Source organism: Halomonas sp. 3A7M (assembly GCF_014897875.1).
GTDB lineage: Bacteria > Pseudomonadota > Gammaproteobacteria > Pseudomonadales > Halomonadaceae > Vreelandella.
In genome coordinates, this window is the sequence record NZ_JABUZD010000119.1 from 1 (window position 1) to 16,120 (window position 16,120).

Sequence of the window (16,120 nt, forward strand, 5' to 3'; positions counted from 1 at the left end):
CTGACGCCGGAGTAGGGTGAGGAGGAGTCCATCCCATTGGGTAAGCGAAGCGCACCCGCGATGACGGTTATGGCAAAATGAAACAGCAACAGATTATGTAGGTTCTTTTTTTATTACTTAGGAGTTTGTTATGGCACGTGCCAGCGCCCGTCATATTTTGGTAAGCAGTGAAGAGCAGTGCAACACACTGAAGCAAGAGATCGAAAACGGTCGTGATTTCGCAGAAGTGGCCAAGCAGCACTCTAGCTGCCCTTCTGGCCGTCAAGGCGGTGACCTGGGTAGCTTTGGCCCCGGCCAAATGGTACCGGAATTCGACAAGGTCGTTTTCAGCGGTGACCTGAACAAGGTACACGGCCCGGTCAAAACCCAGTTTGGTTACCACCTGTTGGAAATTACCAGCCGCAGTTAATGGCGCCGAACATCCGTCAAGCACCGCGGCAATGCTGTCGCGGTGTGAGGAGCACGCCTTGAACGATCCCATTATTACTATTGAAGGCTTGAACAAAACCTACGAAGGTGGCTTTCAAGCTCTTAGCCGTGTGGATTTAACCATTCAACGCGGTGAAATTTTTGCCCTGCTTGGCCCCAACGGGGCGGGCAAAACAACGTTAATCAGCGTGGTGTGCGGGCTGGTGAATCCAACCCAGGGCCACGTGTTAGTCGATGGCTATGATAGCGTTAGCCACTATCGTCAGGCCCGTGAACGTATTGGTCTTGTACCTCAAGAGCTGACCAACGAAGCCTTTGAAACGGTATGGAATACGGTCAGTTTTAGCCGAGGCTTGTTTGGTAAGCCGCCGAATCCAGCGCATATCGAGAAAGTGCTTAAGTCGCTGGCCTTGTGGGACAAACGCAACAATCGTTTGATGACCCTTTCCGGTGGCATGAAGCGCCGTGTATTGATCGCCAAAGCGCTCTCTCATGAACCACGCATTCTATTCCTAGATGAACCCACTGCTGGGGTAGACGTCGAGCTACGCCGTGATATGTGGGAAGTGGTGCGCGGGCTGCGGGATAATGGTGTCACGATCATTCTCACCACCCATTACATTGAAGAAGCCGAAGAAATGGCCGACCGCATTGGTGTCATCAACCGCGGTGAGATTGTGTTGGTGGAAGAGAAAGCAGCGCTGATGAACAAGCTTGGCAGCAAGCAACTAACGCTTCAGCTGCACACGCCGCTCTCTGCATTGCCTGCGTCCCTTGATCAAGACGAGCTGAGTTTGGCAGCAGATGGCTATGAGTTGGTGTACACCTACGATGGCCGTCAGGAAGAGGATGGGCGCGGTATTTCTGCGCTGCTCACTCAGTTGGAAAGGGCGGGCATTGGCTTTAAAGACCTGCACACCCGGCAAAGCTCGTTGGAAGATATTTTCGTCGACTTGGTAAAGGAGCGCCCATGAATCTCTACCCCGTTCGTGCCATTTATATGGCAGAAATGGCGCGTACTCGCCGTACCTTGCTGCAAAGCATTGTGTCGCCAGTGATTTCAACCTCGCTTTACTTTGTGGTGTTTGGCGCGGCGATTGGTTCACGCATCAGCGAAATTAACGGGGTCAGCTACGGGGCCTTTATTGTGCCCGGTCTGATTATGCTGATGCTACTTACTCAGAGTGTCTCTAATGCCTCGTTTGGGATTTTCTTCCCGAAGTTCTCCGGCAGCATTTATGAAATTCTCTCAGCGCCCATCTCTTATTTAGAAGTGGTGGTCGGTTATGTGGGCGCTGCTGCCTCGAAATCGATCATTCTGGGGCTGATTATCCTGGCAACGTCCAGCTTATTTGTGCCACTGGAGATCGCTCATCCGATTTGGATGCTCACCTTCCTGATACTGACCGCGGTCACCTTCAGCCTGCTGGGCTTTATTATCGGCATTTGGGCAGATGGTTTCGACAAGCTGCAGTTGGTGCCTTTGCTGGTGATCACCCCGCTAACGTTTTTGGGGGGGAGTTTCTACTCTATTGATATGCTGCCGCCGTTTTGGCAAACCGTGACGTTAGCCAACCCCGTGGTCTACTTGGTCAGTGGATTCCGTTGGAGCTTCTACGGCATTGGCGATGTTAGCTTAGCGGCCAGCGTGGCGATGATCATGCTCTTCCTTGCGGCCAGCCTTGCCACCATTGCCTGGATTTTCCGCACCGGTTATCGCTTAAAGCCCTAAACCTGCGGATTGCCTGTTGAGCGGTTCTTTGCCAACACCGCTCTTTTGATGATTTGTTTTTTTAATCAACCGTTCTTAGCTAAATCGCTCTTAAATAAAAGGTAACTCCCGCTTATGCCGCTACTGCAAAGTATTGTGCACCGCCTTGATCCATCACTAGATGGTGAACGTTTGACCGTCACGGCGGCACCTGCGTCAACACCCGCGGCCAACGACGATCCTGTGATGGCAAGCTTGGTGAATTCGCTAAATGACACCTACAACACCAAAGCCAAAGGGTGGGGGCGATTTGCTGAGCAGGGCGAGCAGGCTGGTCCGCTGGTAGCTTGGCTTCGGGCGTATATGGCAGAAGAGCAAGATTTTACCCAGCTTTCTATTGCGATTGCCGAACGCTTGGCGCAAACACTGCAAGAGCAGCTCTCCGTTAGCGGCTACTTAGTGTTCGCACATCTACGCCAGGGCGATACCGAGACGCTGTTTTTAGGCTTAGTTCATCAGCGGGAAGGTATTGGCATTAACGCAGAGCACCAAGCAGTGCCCGCCGCGCAGCTTAATACCAGCCAGCTCACCTTGGCGGCACGGGTAAACCTTACCCAGTGGCAGAGCGATTCTGAAAGCGCACAATATGTGTCGTTTTTAAAAGACCGCGGCGGCAAAAAGCTAGCCGATGGCTTGATAGCGCTGCTGGGAATGGAAGAGGGCATTGATGCTCCTGCTGAAACCCGCACGCTGCTGAAAGCCTTCAGTGATTACGTCGAAAAAGAGGACTACGACGACGAAGCCAGCCGAGAAAAAACCGACACCCTGGTTGACTACGCCAACGAGCAGCTGCGCCGTGGCGAGCCAATGACGTTAGAAGAACTTTCGGGGCTGGTGGACGAAAAGCAGCCCAAAGCGTTTTACGACCATATCCGTAATGCTGACTACGGCCTTTCTCCAGAGATTCCGCCGGATAAGCGTACTATCAGTCAATTTCGCCGTTTTACCGGGCGTGCTGGGGGCGTATCGATCAGTTTTGACTCCCACCTGCTCGGGTCCAGCATTGAGTACGATGAAAACCAGGATCGCCTGATTATCAAGCAAGTGCCCAAGCAGCTAAAAGAGCAGTTGGCGAAGCGTAAGGAGTGATTGGTGAATCGTGAATCGTGATTGGTGAATAGTGAGGTGAGGGTGGGCGCTTAGGCGTAAAGGGCACTAAGTGCCATATCGCCAGTCGAAGTGGCAGGTTTATTAACAGGAGAGAAACCGTGCTGGATGCCATTAGCAATTTCTTCCAACGCGCGCTGGCAGAACCTGAGCAGCGTGATAATCAAACCCTGACGCTAGAACTCGCAACGGCGGCGCTGCTCTGTGAAGTCATGCGTGCCGATTACGATAAAAGCGATGCTGAACGCGCCGCACTGAAGCAGATGTTAATCAGCCGCTACCACTTAAGTGACAGCGACGTTAACGAGTTAATGACGTTGGCGGAAGCAGAAGTGGATGATGCCGTCGATCATTACCAGTTTGTTAGCCTGATAAAAGAGCACTACGGTTATGAGCAGCGCTGCGAGTTGGTAGCGTTAATGTGGCAGCTTGCTTGGGCAGACGGCAGTATCGACCCGCTCGAAGAGCACCGTATCCGGCGGCTGGCAGATCTTTTACACGTTAGCCATAGTGATTTTATTCGCAGCAAGCTTGCCAGCACGCCCCAGGCCTAGCGGCTCCCTTCCGGCTCAGCAGAAATCCCCAGCCGTCGACATAACCATTAATAGACCCATTGATACAGGGCTCGGAGCGCAGAAACGCCAATGAGTGATATGCAGGATGCATCGAACTTAACCGAACTGATTAACACCATGGAGCGAATGGAGCGTGAAAAAGCCAAGGTAAGCGTAGACGACGTGGTTCACGCGGTGGGCAGGCGTTCATTTGGGCCACTATTGTTGCTTGCTGGGCTAATCACACTTGCGCCTATCATCGGTGATATTCCCGGTATGCCAACGCTTATGGCGGCGTTGGTGTTGCTCACGTCCGTTCAGTTATTAATCGGCAGGGAAACTTTTTGGTTACCTAAATGGCTGGTAAAACGCTCTATTGCCCGAAACAAATTCGATAAAGCTATTCACTACATGAAAAAGCCCGCCACATGGATTGATAGCTTACTAGGTGTGCGCCTAGCGTGGATGACTGGCTATATCGGGATACGCGTCACCGCCGTGATGTGCCTGCTTATCGCGCTAGCCATGCCGCCGATGGAGTTTATTCCGTTTAGCGCCAACGGCGCGGGTTTGGCGCTTACCCTGTTTGGTTTAGGTTTAGTCGCCAGAGACGGCATTATGCTCTCGCTGGGTTTTCTACTCACCGGAGTTACGTTTACGGTTGTGCTGATCAACGTGCTATAAGTTCGCGTACGATCATCCTAGCGCCGCCTAAGCTGACGGCTTTTTAAAAGGAGCAAGCACGCACCATGTCTGATCCAGCACCGTCTGAGTCATCATCATCGAACTCACCATCGCCACATTCAGCACTGCCGCCTGCGCCCAAAACGCCCCGTGAACAATCCTCCTGGGAGCGGCGGATTGAAACGGTGCTTTGGAATTCGCGCTTTCTAGTAATGCTGGCGGTAGTGCCAAGCCTGTTGGGTTCACTGATGCTGTTTATTGTTGGCACGCTGGATATCTTAACCGTGGTGGGTGACGTACTGCGCTACTACCTGGTGGATAGCTCTCAAGATATCCACGACACCCTGGTGCCGGACATCATCATCGCCGTTGATGTTTATTTAATAGCGATTGTGCTGCTGATCTTTGGGCTAGGTATCTATCGGCTGTTTGTTTCCCGGATCGACCAGGCGGAAGTGCGCTATCCCAAGCATCCGTTTAACGTAGGCTCACTGGATCAACTCAAGGACAAGATTGCCCGCGTGGTGATTTTGGCGGTAATTATTGAGTTTTTCCGCGCTGTGGTGGATATCCGTTTCACGACGCCACTGGAAGCCATCTACCTCGCGCTTTCGGTGCTGGCGCTGGCGGCAGCGCTGTATCTCATGAGTCTTGGGCATAAGGGGGAGTGAGACGAATCGTCGGGCTGTCTCTTAAGCGAGTGAGTTAATACCCGCCGAGGGTAAATTACGCAAACATTATCAATCACTGCTAGGCTGGAAATGTTATCCCAAGGTGTTGCTTTCTTTGAAGCAAGCCTTTAAACGCAAAAGCAAGGAGTGCCGTTATGCGTAACATTATCTATATTATTGGTCTAATCGTTGTTGTGCTGTTTATTCTATCGCTGCTTGGACTGCGCTAAGCACATCACGCTAATAGAAAAGCGCCCGCAGCTCTTTTTTCAAGGGGCTGCGGGCGCTTTGTATTTAAAACGTCGTATTTAGAGCGTCGTATTTAGAACGTGCAGAGCAAAGCAAACGCGATTACGCGCAGTCGGCAGCACCCTGACCAAACATATCAAACATTAGCTCCCGCCCCATAGACGTCAGTACGAAGCGGTCGTAATCATTAAATTCAGCGGCACCGCTCTCTTCAAGCACCCGTTGGCATGTTTTCCAACTAGGGCAATGCCCCTTCAAATGAGCCAGCTCGCGTCGGGCGAGGCCACGCTGCGGCAAGGTAATGGTTTCGAGCACATGGCCGTTATCGTAAAGCAGCTCGGCAACGGTAGAAAGGCAGTGGCGTAGGCTGCGCTGCACATGATAAGCGGCAGACACTACGGTGGATGCGGGTTGTGACACCTCGGAAGGCATAAGTCGTTCTCCTGCAAACAGCCCCAAAATGGGCTTGTTGCAGTGCATTATAAAGCAATGCGGGTATTAGACCAAGGTCTATGATGGATTGGTGTCAAAGCAACCGCCGACCTTTTTCTGACATATTTCTGTCATCTAGATAATTCAACATGTGGGCCGCTAGGGGAAAAGCAAAAAGTATTAATTAAAATTGATGGTGTTATGCCTTTTTAGCTTTATGTAAGCGTCATTCTTTACAATTCATTACTTTTTAGTACGTAAAAAAAGCCAAATAGGCTCAAGTCTAAGCTTTAATGGTCGATAGTATTAAATATAAATCACATTCTTACGTATGAGCAGCGCCAGCGTGTTGGGCGTTATTTAAAAAAAGGGCAGTAACTTATGGCTTCCATTTCATCACTCGGTATTGGCTCAGGGCTCGACCTCAACGGCTTGCTGGATCAACTGCAAGATGCTGAGCGAGGGAAGCTGAAGCCTATAGAGCGTCAACTGGAAACCCAGCAGACCAAGATTTCTGCTTATGGTCAGCTGCAAAGTGCGCTCTCCCAATTTCAAACTGCCTCCGCTGAGTTAAACGACAGTGCGCTGTATGAAAGCCTTTCCACGAATGTGGGAGGCGATGCCATTACTGCCACGGCAGATGGCGAAGCGCAGCCCGGTAGTTACAATGTCACCGTTGATACACTCGCTACTCGTGGCACGCTGGCTTCCACAGGTGTTGATCAACTGGACGCGCCGCAAACGACCACTGAGCAAACGCTAACCTTCACATTCGGTGATGGGGCCAGTAAAGACGTCACCATCGGTGCGAATAGCAGCCTGGAAGATATTCGCGATGCGATTAATGCCAGTGAGGATTCAGGCGTTAACGCCACCATTGTGAACGACGGCACCAACTACCGGCTGGCGCTTAGTTCCAGCGAAACCGGTGCGGATGCCTCTATTACCGGCTTTAGCTTTTCTGATGCAGGCACAGCGCCCTTCGCCGCCGACACCGATAACACCCTGCAAGCAGGCACCGATGCCGCGTTGACGGTGAATGGCATTGCTATTACCAGCCCTACCAATCAGGTTGAAGGGGCGATTCAAGGCGTGACGCTTAACCTTCAAGATGAGGGCGATAGCACCGTGGCAGTCGAGCAGAATACACGCGCTGTTCGTGAAGCGATTACGGGCTTTGTCGATGCCTATAACGACCTCAAGGGCACCATCGGCGCGCTGACCAGTTTCAATTCTGAAACCGGTGCTGCGGGTGATCTGCTAGGTGATGGCACTGTCCGTATCGTTGAGTCTCGCATGCGCAGCGTGCTCAGCGGTGGCGTGGAAGGCGAATTTTCCATGCTCAGCGATATCGGCATTTCTTTACAGCGCGATGGCACGCTTGAAGTTGATAGCGACAAGCTTGATAACGCCATTGCCAATAATCAGGAGGCACTTTCAACCTTCTTTGCTGGCGATGCGGATGAGTCAGGCATGGCGGGGCAGCTTAACACCACAATAGAGCAGCTGCTTAGTTCCAACGGCAGAGTGTCGGGGGCGATTAGCGGTGCGGAAAGCCTCAAAGAATCTCTGGGTGAGCGCTATCTGAATATGGAGCAGTCTATTGAGCAGACCATTTCCCGCTATCGCACTCAATTCGGCCAGTTAGACGGCATGATTGCCCAGATGAACCAAACCAGCAACTATTTAACCCAGCAGTTTGATGCCCTTGACGCTCAGCTTGGGCGTAAATAGTCGCTAAAGTAATTTGGTGGTTGTTGAACGCCTACGCTAACGCCTGCTTCCTGCAGGCGTTTTCATTAGAAAATTCTCATTTCTAGTAAAAAAGTATGAAAATCGGCGAAAGCGCGAAAAGGCGCTAAAGTTGTGCGCTTTTCTGCCGATAGCAGTGCTATTAAATAAACGGGCGTGCGCATGCGTGCCTGGGTCTTGTGGTTTAGCCTTTTGCACTGAGGAATACCCCCGCATGGCGACGATAACCTCTCTTGGCGTTGGTTCTGGCCTTGATCTCACTGGTTTGCTTGATCAGCTTCAAGCGGCTGAGCGAGGCAAACTCGCGCCGATTACGCTTCAAAAGAAACAGCAGCAGGCGAAAATTTCTGCTTTCGGTCAACTTCAAACGTCGCTGAACTCGTTTCAAGATGCGGTCGCCAAAATCAATGACCCCAAGCTCTACCAAAGCCTTTCCGCCAATGTGCGTGGCGATGCCATTAAAGCGACTGCTGCCGCTGATGCGCTGCCGGGCAGCTACCGGGTAGAGGTCAGCCAGTTGGCCACCTCTGGTACGCTGGCCTCAAACCGCGTGGCAGAGCGGGACGCCGCCCTGGATCTACAAGGGGCCACCGCAATGCAGCTGACCTTTGGCGATGGGGAGAGCGTCGATATCAACATCGCAGAAGGCAGTAGCCTTGCAGATATTCGTGATGCCATTAACGCTGATAAAGAAGCTGGTGTTAACGCCACGATTATCAATGATGGCACGGGCTACCGGCTGGCACTTAGCTCTAAAACCACTGGCGCAGACGCTTCTATTGAAAGCTTTAGCTTTGTTGATACCAATGGCGCCGTGCTCCCCGGCCCCTTTGCTGAAGATGCGCTAACAAAACGCCCAGGTGAAAATGCCGCGCTTACGGTTAATGGCATTGCGATTAGTAGTGCAGAAAACAGTGTTGAAGGCGCGATTCAAGGCGTAACGCTAAATCTTGCTGAACTCAATATCGTGGACGGCGAAACGGCTTCCAGCACCATTAATATTGAGCGCGACACGCTAAAGCAGCGCGAAGCGATTAATGGCTTTGTAAAAGCGTTTAACGACTTAAAAGGCACCATTGGCAAGCTCACTAGCTTTACCGGCGATAGCGAAACCGCTGGCGAGCTATTGGGCGATAACACCGTGCGCACCATCGAATCCCGGCTGCGCAGTGTATTAACCGGCGGGGTAGAAGGCGGTGAGTTGTCGACCCTTAACCAGCTAGGCATCACTCTGCAGCGAGATGGCAAGCTCAAGGTCGATGAGGAGACGCTAGATGACTTGGTTGCCAATAACCCCCAGGCCCTCAATGACTTTTTTGCCGGTGAAAACGAGGGCGACGGCATGGCGGGTAGGCTAAACACTACAATCGAACAGATGCTGGGCAACAATGGCGTGGTAAAACTAGCGATTAGCGGCGCGGAAAACCGTGTTAAAAGCTTGGACGACCGTTTCGAGCGTATGGAAAAAACCATTGAAGGCACCATCTCCCGCTACCGCACCCAGTTCGGTCAGCTAGATGCGATGATTGCCCAGCAGTTTGATGCCCTGGATAATCAGTTAGGCCGCAAGAAATAACCTTAACGCTTCGGTTGAGTAGCCACAGATAAGTAGTGCGGTGTAACGAGCGAAGCGAGGCACCCGCAATGGGCGGCGTAAGCCGCCCTTTTGTTGCCCACGTAAAAGTAAGCCTCTCACCCTACAGTTACCAAACATTACATCTTTTTTTTACTAACCGCCCTAAAGATTCTTCTCACTGTGCCGTTAATTCTAATAACGGCGCACAAAGTGGCCGAATAGCAGGCCTTCCGGCCAGTGTTCATGCAAGGAGAATCACACCATGTCAGTGATCAATACCAACATTACTTCCATGATTGGCCAGTCCAACCTGTCCAAATCACAAAACTCGCTGCAAACCTCTATGGAGCGTTTGAGCTCTGGCCAAGCCATCGCTAACCGCTTCTCTTCACAGATCACCGGTCTCGGCCAGGCTCAGCGTAACGCTAACGATGGTATCTCCATTGCGCAAACCGCTGAAGGCGCGCTGAATCAGGTGAATGACAACCTGCAGCGTATTCGTGAATTGTCTGTTCAGGCTCAAAACGGTACTAACTCTGAGTCTGGATGAGATTAACCGTATCTCTGAAGAAACTGACTTCAACGGCACTAAAGTGCTGGCAGAAGATAGCGGCCTGAAAATTCAGGTAGGTGCTAACGATGGCCAGACCATTTCTGTCAACCTACAGCAGATCAATGCTGAAACATTGAATTTAGGCGGCTTTAATGTGAACGGTACGGGTACCGCCAATAAAGCTGCGTCGATTCAAGACCTACGTGCCAATGACTTTGAACAAGTTGGCACCTCGAACGAGTGTACAAACGCAGCGTTCAACACCGCTTCTAACGTTGGTGATGTGTTCCAGAATCTGAAAGATGGCGCTGAAATTACTTTAGATCCGGGTACTACCGATACTGTATACACTCTCGACGCTGACACTAACACTTTCAGCTTCGACCGTGCTGGCGTAGCTGTAGATGGAAATGCTGGTAACTTAGCCACCGATCTTGGCCTAACACCAGGCGCTGGTGAGTCAAAGAAGTTAACGTTTCATCTTCTGGTGCACTAACGCTTGCCTCTACAGGCGAAAACTTATACCTGACGGGTACCGCTGGTTCTGCTGATCTAAGCGTAACAAATACGGGCGGCGATCCTGTCGCTACGATTGAAGACTTGGTCAGTGAGCTTGCTGAAGGAGGCCGTACTGCTGGTAGCATTACTACTGCAGACGATACGGTTTATAGTGCGAACGGTGGCGCCGGAGTAGATACTGAAAACGAAACCATCGCCTTTGAAGATCTTCAGAATCAGATTCAAGACGATACAACTAACGCTTACGATGTAGACTTAGACGGTGAAGGTACAGCTGCTAATCAGTATAATATTAGTAACGCTAATGCGGTGACTGATGCCCTCGGTGGTGGCGGCGCAGCTGTCTTTACTTCCGGGTTTGAAGGAGACTTCACTCTTTCCGATTCAGCTGCTGCCTCTGTCTATGTTAATGACAATGGCAAGATCACTGATGGTGCTGCAAATGAAATCTTCATTACCGAAGATGGTGATCTGACTCAAGAAGCGCTTAGCGATGCGGACGCCACCAAAAACCCGCTGGAAGCCTTGGACAGCCTGCGTTCTGAGCTGGGTGCTGTGCAGAACCGTTTTGAATCAGCCATTACCAACCTGAGCACCAATGAGACTAACCTCTCTGCAGCTCGTTCGCGCATCGAAGATGCTGACTACGCGGTAGAAGTCGCCAATATGACTCGCGCGCAGATCCTGCAGCAGGCTGGTACTTCTGTATTGGCACAGGCCAACCAGATTCCGCAGAACGTTCTTTCACTGCTGGGTTAATCTGAGGCTTAGTTTCGATAGAGCATTTGCTGTATCACTAAGTAGTACACTAAACCGGCTCCCTTTGGGGGCCGGTTTTTTTTACTGAGGTGACGTATGACTAATGAAGAACAACAACACGTTATCGATGAGCTGCAAACTGTCATAGCGGACACTCAAGCCACTTTACAACGCTTTGAAGACACCGGCATGGATAAAGCGATGCCGGAGGATTATGAAAAGCTGCTGGGTATATTAGATGGTGCGGTGAAGCAGCAGCGCGAGCATACTAAGGCGATGTTGGGGTAGCTTGCACCCGCCACTCACAGAGGTTACGCCCCAGGTTCGTCATTCCCGCATGCCCTTAGCGGGAATCCATGGTGAGGCAGGCTGCTGGGTAGTATCGGGCAAAGGTCAGAATGGATTCCCGATAACCCCACTCGGGAATGACGGTGTGGTGGGTTACTCGGGCATGACGGTGCGGAGGGTTACTCGGGAATGACGGTGCGGTGGGTTACTCGGGTATAGCGGCGTGGTGCATACGCAAGTGATGTTGGGGTAGCTTGAAAGGTGCTATAGACCAAGGGTGGCTTGTGATGACGCGCTTTTCTACCATAATCACTTAGCAGGCTCATTTTGGGCCGTGCTAGCAACAACAGGGTGTTTTATAGACTGAGGCTTAGAGGCGCTGCGGGTGCCGCAGGGATAATAAAAATAGTATGGATACTTATACGCTCGCGCTAGTGGTGGCGATTGGTACGATGTGGGTTAGCCTGACCTGTGGCTTTGTTGCTATGTATTTAATTCTTAGCGGCGAGTTTAGAAGCGCTTCCCAGCCTGCTGATCGGCCCAGAAAGCTATCGATGGGCGCTAAAATGCAAGCGGATGATGTTCCCACGCTGGCGAATGAGGGCGGTACTTCTTGGGGCGTGCAAGTGCTGTTTGAAACCCCTTCACCTGGGCTAAACGAGCGCTTAAGCGTAGCGCTGGCATCTGCGGGAGCGGTGTATGAGCCTAGTACGAAAGCCTTTACGGTGATGGGGGAGTCTTCACGTAACCCTATCGTTGTTGAAAACGCCTTTCCTCCTGGGCAACTTCCTTCTTTTACCGATGATAATAGCCAGTACTTAATTAAGGGTGTCACTATTAAGGTGAATGAGAGTGGTCGCTCTCTTTCGCCCAGCAAGCTCCAGCTTGCGCGGTTGGTTTCTCTTGCCAAATCATTGGCCCGTTTAGGCGGCAAGGTGGTTGACGTCAATCAGCAGCCGATCACCAAGGCAGGGTTTAAAGCCGTTATTTCTGGTAAGGCCAAGGTTTAGCCATCTGAGGCATCATTTCTGCTCGCCTTCTCGTTCACTCTGCTAAGAATGGGGGCTTCCGCAACGGAGAAAAAGTCCAGACGTGAGCTAGCTTCTTAATAGGCAGGAGTGAGCTTCTGTATAACGCTTCGGTAAAACCAGTCGGGTATTTCTTCCGCTTTAGGTTCAATTTCTCCTTCCGGAGTTACTTCTGCTAGCCATATGTCTTCATTACCTGAGTTATCGAATATAAACGCTCGATCAGCAAGCTTGATGGCATTTATTAATAAGTCGAGTGAACGATGGTAACGCTGACGAATCTTATCTTCTGGTACGGTGTGTCCTCCCGATTCTACTCGGTTGTGAACTCGTTGGACGTTAATGTCTGGGTCGTCGGTGGCAATGTAGTAGAGATAGTTTTTAAAACCTGCTGCACGGGATGCCTGTAATACTTCTATCTTGTCTTCTGATGACATTACAGTTTCAAACGTAAAACTAATTCTAGAGGCGATAAGCTGATCACGAATGAGCGATGAGGCAATTGAAGCGATATAGGAGTTTGGTTCGGTTTTACAAAAGGAAAGGCAGTTGTCTTCAAATAGTAATGTTTCAAGCAGAGGTGCCAGAGACGCTTTTCGTGTTAAAGGCGATTGATAGAAATAGTGTTTGATATCCGCTTTTGAAATGTCGACAGAATAATCACCAAAATAGATAGCGCCTGTGTCCTTGGCGCTTTGTTCAATATCATCTGGGTTGATGTAAACCCCTTTCAGATGTGCAGGTATGACACTCTGAATGGTGCTTTTGCCTGAGCCATTGGGGCCAGCAAACATTCTCAACCTTGGTGTTGGATCCATTAGGTCACCTTCAGCTTCACGCCTACAGGAATTTTGTGTTTAGCGGGTGCTTTTTTCAACACATAAGTGCTGCCATCGGGGCGCGTTTCGACAAGATTTCCGTTGGCGATTTCCACGACTTTCTGGCCTCGGCTCAATGACGCTTGGTAGGCGCGACGTGTGTAACGCACTGTTTGTGCTGCAAATCTTTGTTCTGCATCAGGTTTAGTTGCCACGATTATCTCCCCAGTCTGCAAATCACCTTATAAATGTATAGTACAAGGACTAGAGTATAAGTGTAAGCATACTAATAGTAATGGTGATAGGAGTGGTTATGTGTGGAACACGTGCTGAGCACGTCATCTTCAATAGCACCACCGGTTGATCCTAAATTCCAAAAAAGACTAAGAAAGCTGTTTATTATTTCTTTTTTGCTGGTATCTTGGCCTCATTGCACTGGTAGATGCTCGACGAACGTCGCAACCGGTGCCCACGTTTAAAGCAGGGGGCTTAGGTGCCCTAGAGGGGAAAATGAATATGGCGAATGTGAGCCGTTGGAAAAAAGCTGTTGCTGTTCTTTCGCTTAGCGTTGTGGGTAGTGTGCTGTCTGCCGCTGCTTACGCGGATACGCTGCGCGTCGGCATGTCTGGGGGGTATTTCCCCTTTACGTTTGTTGAGCAAAACGAACTGAAAGGCTTTGAAGTCGATGTCATGAACGCCGTTGGTGATGTGACTGGCGATGAGATTGAGTTCGTGACAGCGAGTTTCTCTGGCTTGGCGGGCATGTTGGAGTCTGGGCGCATTGATACCATTGCCAACCAAATCACCATTACCGATGAGCGCAAAGCGAAGTACGCCTTCACCGCTCCGTATGTTTACGATGGTGCCCAGGTTGTTGTGCGGGCAGGTAATGACACCATTCACGGTGTTGAAGATTTATCTGGCAAAAGCGTTGCGGTGAACTTGGGCTCTAACTACGAGCAGTTGCTGCGTGAACAGCCTAATGCCGATGAGATCGATATCCGTACCTACGAATCCAACGTCGAGCAGGATGTGGCGCTTGGCCGTATCGATGCATTTGTGATGGATCGCGTTAGCGCCAGCCAGGTGATCAGCGAGCGCGGTTTGCCGCTTGCATTGGCTGGCCAGCCGTTCACCATCATAGAAAACGCGCTGCCGTTTCGTGATGATGAAGAGGGCCGTGCTCAGCGTGACCGCGTAGATGCCGCCCTGGAAGAGCTGCGTGAAAACGGTACATTAGGTGAAATATCGCAAAAATGGTTCGATACTGATATCACCCAGCCATAATCGCGGCGTTTATCTTTAGACGACCAGCAACTGATTGCGGCCGTGGCACTGCCACGGCCGTTTCGCTTATAGCGACGTTGCGAAACTGACCTTGGAATAACCATGTTGAATGTGGAGTATATGTGGGGCCTGTTGCCGGTCCTATTGAGCTATTTACCGTTAACGCTGCAAATGGCGAGCATCGCCATGTTGTTGGCGCTGATCATTGCCTGCCTGTTGGCGGTCATCCGGGTATCGCGAGTGCCGGTGTTGAACGGCGCGGCAATGCTGTTTATCTCGTTTTTTCGCGGAACGCCGCTATTGGTGCAGCTGTTTTTGTTCTATTACGGCTTGCCCCAACTGATTAACGCGCTGATTTCCATCAACGGGGTGACCGCAGCGGTGCTGGGCTTAACGCTGCACTTTTCGGCCTACATGGCGGAATCCATTCGCGCGGCGATTGTCGGTATTGACCGCAGCCAAACCGAAGCGGCGCTGTCCATCGGTATGACCCAGTCTCAATTGATGCGGCGGATTATTCTGCCTCAAGCCACCCGCGTGGCAACGCCAACGCTGATGAACTACTTCATCGATATGATTAAAGCGACTTCCCTGGCGTTTACCCTGGGTGTTACCGAAATGATGGGCGCTACCCAAAAAGAAGCCTCGGGCAGCTTTCTCTATCTGGAAGCATTTCTGCTGGTGGCGATTATTTACTGGGTGGTGGTGGAAGCGCTTTCCTGGGGCCAGCGCCGTCTGGAAACGTATCTGAATAAGGCGTACCAGCGATGATCACCCTCGAATCTGTCAGTAAGCGTTTTGGCCAGCAGCCAGTATTTACCGACGTTGATTTGCACCTGGAGCAGGGTGAAATCATCGTCATTATTGGTCCCTCGGGTACCGGTAAATCAACCCTGCTGCGCTGTATTAACTTTCTAGAACGCCCAGAAACGGGACACATCACGGTAGGCGACTTAAGGGTCGATGCCCGGCGTGCTAGTCGTGCCGATATTCTGGCGCTACGCCGACGAACCGCTTTCGTATTTCAGAACTATGGGCTATTTGCCAACAAAACGGCGTTAGAAAATATCAGCGAAGGCATGATTGTCGTTGATAAGCTGCCTAAGGCTCAGGCGCACGCTCGGGCAAGGGAGATTTTAGAGCGCATTGGCTTGGCCGATAAGGCGGATGCTTACCCAGCATCGCTGTCCGGTGGCCAACAGCAGCGGGTAGGCATTGGGCGTGCGATGGCCGCGAATGCCGATGTGATTCTATTCGACGAGCCAACCTCATCGCTGGACCCGCAATGGGTGGAAGAGGTGCTGAGCTTAATGAAACAGCTCGCCGCCGAGCAGCAAACCATGATTGTGGTGACCCATGAAATGCAGTTCGCCAGAGACGTCGCCGACCGGGTGGTGTTTATGGATGAAGGACAAATTGTCGAACAAGGGCCGCCTGAGGAGCTGTTTACCAATCCTCAAGATGAGCGGACGCGGCGTTTTCTGCGCAAAATTCTGGCGCCAACGGGGCAGGCATTGCCATAACGGGTGAGTGGCAATCTGTGCGGGAAAAGCATTGACAAGCGCTGGCAAGCCCGCTTAACGCGTGATAGACTATGCCATCCTCTCAGACAAGACCCGTGGACGGGCAGATTTTGAACTGCT

The 16,120-nt window shown here is 51.3% G+C and carries 20 protein-coding genes; 17 read left to right on the top strand and 3 right to left on the bottom strand.

Annotation, left to right across the window (positions count from 1 at the left end; genetic code table 11):
• Positions 1–130: 130 nt before the first annotated feature.
• The 7 genes from INT19_RS11235 to INT19_RS11265 all read left to right on the top strand — a co-directional run bounded on the left by INT19_RS11235 (position 131) and on the right by INT19_RS11265 (position 5,216).
• Positions 131–409, top strand: a complete 279-nt coding sequence (locus INT19_RS11235; RefSeq protein ID WP_009722821.1) for a peptidylprolyl isomerase — start codon at positions 131–133, stop codon at positions 407–409.
• Between the two features lie 58 nt (positions 410–467).
• The gene (locus INT19_RS11240; RefSeq protein WP_193060793.1) at positions 468–1,403 is read left to right on the top strand and encodes an ABC transporter ATP-binding protein; all 936 of its coding nucleotides are present in this window, start codon (positions 468–470) and stop codon (positions 1,401–1,403) included.
• A complete protein-coding gene (locus INT19_RS11245; RefSeq protein WP_193060794.1) occupies positions 1,400–2,161 on the top strand; it encodes an ABC transporter permease in 762 nt (253 codons plus the stop codon). The genes INT19_RS11240 and INT19_RS11245 overlap by 4 nt, the downstream gene beginning before the upstream one ends.
• Before the next feature lie 114 nt (positions 2,162–2,275).
• Entirely contained in the window at positions 2,276–3,289 is a 1,014-nt protein-coding gene (gene yejK / locus INT19_RS11250; RefSeq protein ID WP_193060795.1) for a nucleoid-associated protein YejK, read from the top strand.
• A gap of 119 nt (positions 3,290–3,408) precedes the next feature.
• Positions 3,409–3,861: a tellurite resistance TerB family protein gene (locus INT19_RS11255; protein WP_089040734.1), complete on the top strand. Its 453-nt coding sequence runs from the start codon at positions 3,409–3,411 to the stop codon at positions 3,859–3,861.
• Positions 3,862–3,951: 90 nt separating this feature from the next.
• A complete protein-coding gene (locus INT19_RS11260; protein ID WP_193060796.1) occupies positions 3,952–4,545 on the top strand; it encodes an exopolysaccharide biosynthesis protein in 594 nt (197 codons plus the stop codon).
• A 65-nt stretch (positions 4,546–4,610) separates the two neighbouring features.
• Positions 4,611–5,216: a YqhA family protein gene (locus INT19_RS11265; protein WP_226912666.1), complete on the top strand. Its 606-nt coding sequence runs from the start codon at positions 4,611–4,613 to the stop codon at positions 5,214–5,216.
• 351 nt (positions 5,217–5,567) lie between these two features.
• On the opposite strand, the gene INT19_RS11270 is transcribed toward INT19_RS11265, so the two are convergent.
• Entirely contained in the window at positions 5,568–5,897 is a 330-nt protein-coding gene (locus INT19_RS11270) for a hypothetical protein (protein ID WP_193060797.1), read from the bottom strand.
• Positions 5,898–6,278: 381 nt separating this feature from the next.
• Between INT19_RS11270 and fliD (INT19_RS11275) the strand changes: the two genes are divergently transcribed.
• The 7 genes from fliD (INT19_RS11275) to INT19_RS11300 all read left to right on the top strand — a co-directional run bounded on the left by fliD (INT19_RS11275) (position 6,279) and on the right by INT19_RS11300 (position 12,354).
• A complete protein-coding gene (gene fliD, locus INT19_RS11275; protein ID WP_193060798.1) occupies positions 6,279–7,631 on the top strand; it encodes a flagellar filament capping protein FliD in 1,353 nt (450 codons plus the stop codon).
• A 232-nt stretch (positions 7,632–7,863) separates the two neighbouring features.
• Entirely contained in the window at positions 7,864–9,225 is a 1,362-nt protein-coding gene (gene fliD / locus INT19_RS11280; protein WP_193060799.1) for a flagellar filament capping protein FliD, read from the top strand.
• A gap of 262 nt (positions 9,226–9,487) precedes the next feature.
• Positions 9,488–9,775, top strand: coding sequence for a flagellin N-terminal helical domain-containing protein (locus INT19_RS19760; RefSeq protein ID WP_319022071.1), 288 nt, complete (start codon positions 9,488–9,490; stop codon positions 9,773–9,775).
• Entirely contained in the window at positions 9,726–10,274 is a 549-nt protein-coding gene (locus INT19_RS19765; RefSeq protein ID WP_319022072.1) for a hypothetical protein, read from the top strand. Before INT19_RS19760 ends, INT19_RS19765 begins: the two co-directional genes overlap by 50 nt.
• Positions 10,275–10,378: 104 nt before the next feature.
• On the top strand, positions 10,379–11,056 hold the full coding sequence (locus INT19_RS19770; protein WP_226912667.1) for a flagellin: 678 nt from the start codon (positions 10,379–10,381) through the stop codon (positions 11,054–11,056).
• A 96-nt stretch (positions 11,057–11,152) separates the two neighbouring features.
• Positions 11,153–11,344, top strand: coding sequence for a hypothetical protein (locus INT19_RS11295; protein WP_193060800.1), 192 nt, complete (start codon positions 11,153–11,155; stop codon positions 11,342–11,344).
• A 410-nt stretch (positions 11,345–11,754) separates the two neighbouring features.
• Positions 11,755–12,354 (top strand): hypothetical protein, encoded by a 600-nt coding sequence (locus tag INT19_RS11300; RefSeq protein ID WP_193060801.1) that lies wholly within the window; start codon positions 11,755–11,757, stop codon positions 12,352–12,354.
• Between the two features lie 95 nt (positions 12,355–12,449).
• Here INT19_RS11300 and INT19_RS11305 read toward each other — a convergent pair whose 3' ends face one another.
• Positions 12,450–13,190 (bottom strand): zeta toxin family protein, encoded by a 741-nt coding sequence (locus INT19_RS11305; protein WP_193060802.1) that lies wholly within the window; start codon positions 13,188–13,190, stop codon positions 12,450–12,452.
• Positions 13,190–13,405: a hypothetical protein gene (locus tag INT19_RS11310; RefSeq protein ID WP_193060803.1), complete on the bottom strand. Its 216-nt coding sequence runs from the start codon at positions 13,403–13,405 to the stop codon at positions 13,190–13,192. The genes INT19_RS11305 and INT19_RS11310 overlap by 1 nt, the downstream gene beginning before the upstream one ends.
• Before the next feature lie 301 nt (positions 13,406–13,706).
• Between INT19_RS11310 and INT19_RS11315 the strand changes: the two genes are divergently transcribed.
• The 3 genes from INT19_RS11315 to INT19_RS11325 all read left to right on the top strand — a co-directional run bounded on the left by INT19_RS11315 (position 13,707) and on the right by INT19_RS11325 (position 16,000).
• Positions 13,707–14,477 carry an amino acid ABC transporter substrate-binding protein gene (locus INT19_RS11315; protein ID WP_193060804.1) on the top strand — a complete coding sequence of 257 codons (771 nt, stop codon included), beginning with the start codon at positions 13,707–13,709 and terminating at the stop codon, positions 14,475–14,477.
• Positions 14,478–14,579: 102 nt separating this feature from the next.
• Positions 14,580–15,248, top strand: a complete 669-nt coding sequence (locus INT19_RS11320; protein WP_089040744.1) for an amino acid ABC transporter permease — start codon at positions 14,580–14,582, stop codon at positions 15,246–15,248.
• Positions 15,245–16,000, top strand: coding sequence for an amino acid ABC transporter ATP-binding protein (locus INT19_RS11325; RefSeq protein ID WP_193060805.1), 756 nt, complete (start codon positions 15,245–15,247; stop codon positions 15,998–16,000). Before INT19_RS11320 ends, INT19_RS11325 begins: the two co-directional genes overlap by 4 nt.
• Positions 16,001–16,120 lie beyond the last annotated feature (120 nt).

What these genes read in the sequence shown, in the direction of transcription:
- INT19_RS11235 (WP_009722821.1), top strand. Translation starts at nt 131, where the DNA reads ATGGCACGTGCCAGCGCCCGTCATATTTTGGTAAGCAGTGAAGAGCAG.
- INT19_RS11245 (WP_193060794.1), top strand. Translation starts at nt 1,400, where the DNA reads ATGAATCTCTACCCCGTTCGTGCCATTTATATGGCAGAAATGGCGCGT.
- yejK (WP_193060795.1), top strand. Translation starts at nt 2,276, where the DNA reads ATGCCGCTACTGCAAAGTATTGTGCACCGCCTTGATCCATCACTAGAT.
- INT19_RS11260 (WP_193060796.1), top strand. Translation starts at nt 3,952, where the DNA reads ATGAGTGATATGCAGGATGCATCGAACTTAACCGAACTGATTAACACC.
- INT19_RS11265 (WP_226912666.1), top strand. Translation starts at nt 4,611, where the DNA reads ATGTCTGATCCAGCACCGTCTGAGTCATCATCATCGAACTCACCATCG.
- INT19_RS11270 (WP_193060797.1), bottom strand. Translation starts at nt 5,897, where the DNA reads ATGCCTTCCGAGGTGTCACAACCCGCATCCACCGTAGTGTCTGCCGCT.
- fliD (WP_193060798.1), top strand. Translation starts at nt 6,279, where the DNA reads ATGGCTTCCATTTCATCACTCGGTATTGGCTCAGGGCTCGACCTCAAC.
- fliD (WP_193060799.1), top strand. Translation starts at nt 7,864, where the DNA reads ATGGCGACGATAACCTCTCTTGGCGTTGGTTCTGGCCTTGATCTCACT.
- INT19_RS19760 (WP_319022071.1), top strand. Translation starts at nt 9,488, where the DNA reads ATGTCAGTGATCAATACCAACATTACTTCCATGATTGGCCAGTCCAAC.
- INT19_RS11295 (WP_193060800.1), top strand. Translation starts at nt 11,153, where the DNA reads ATGACTAATGAAGAACAACAACACGTTATCGATGAGCTGCAAACTGTC.
- INT19_RS11300 (WP_193060801.1), top strand. Translation starts at nt 11,755, where the DNA reads ATGGATACTTATACGCTCGCGCTAGTGGTGGCGATTGGTACGATGTGG.
- INT19_RS11305 (WP_193060802.1), bottom strand. Translation starts at nt 13,190, where the DNA reads ATGGATCCAACACCAAGGTTGAGAATGTTTGCTGGCCCCAATGGCTCA.
- INT19_RS11315 (WP_193060804.1), top strand. Translation starts at nt 13,707, where the DNA reads ATGGCGAATGTGAGCCGTTGGAAAAAAGCTGTTGCTGTTCTTTCGCTT.
- INT19_RS11320 (WP_089040744.1), top strand. Translation starts at nt 14,580, where the DNA reads ATGTTGAATGTGGAGTATATGTGGGGCCTGTTGCCGGTCCTATTGAGC.
- INT19_RS11325 (WP_193060805.1), top strand. Translation starts at nt 15,245, where the DNA reads ATGATCACCCTCGAATCTGTCAGTAAGCGTTTTGGCCAGCAGCCAGTA.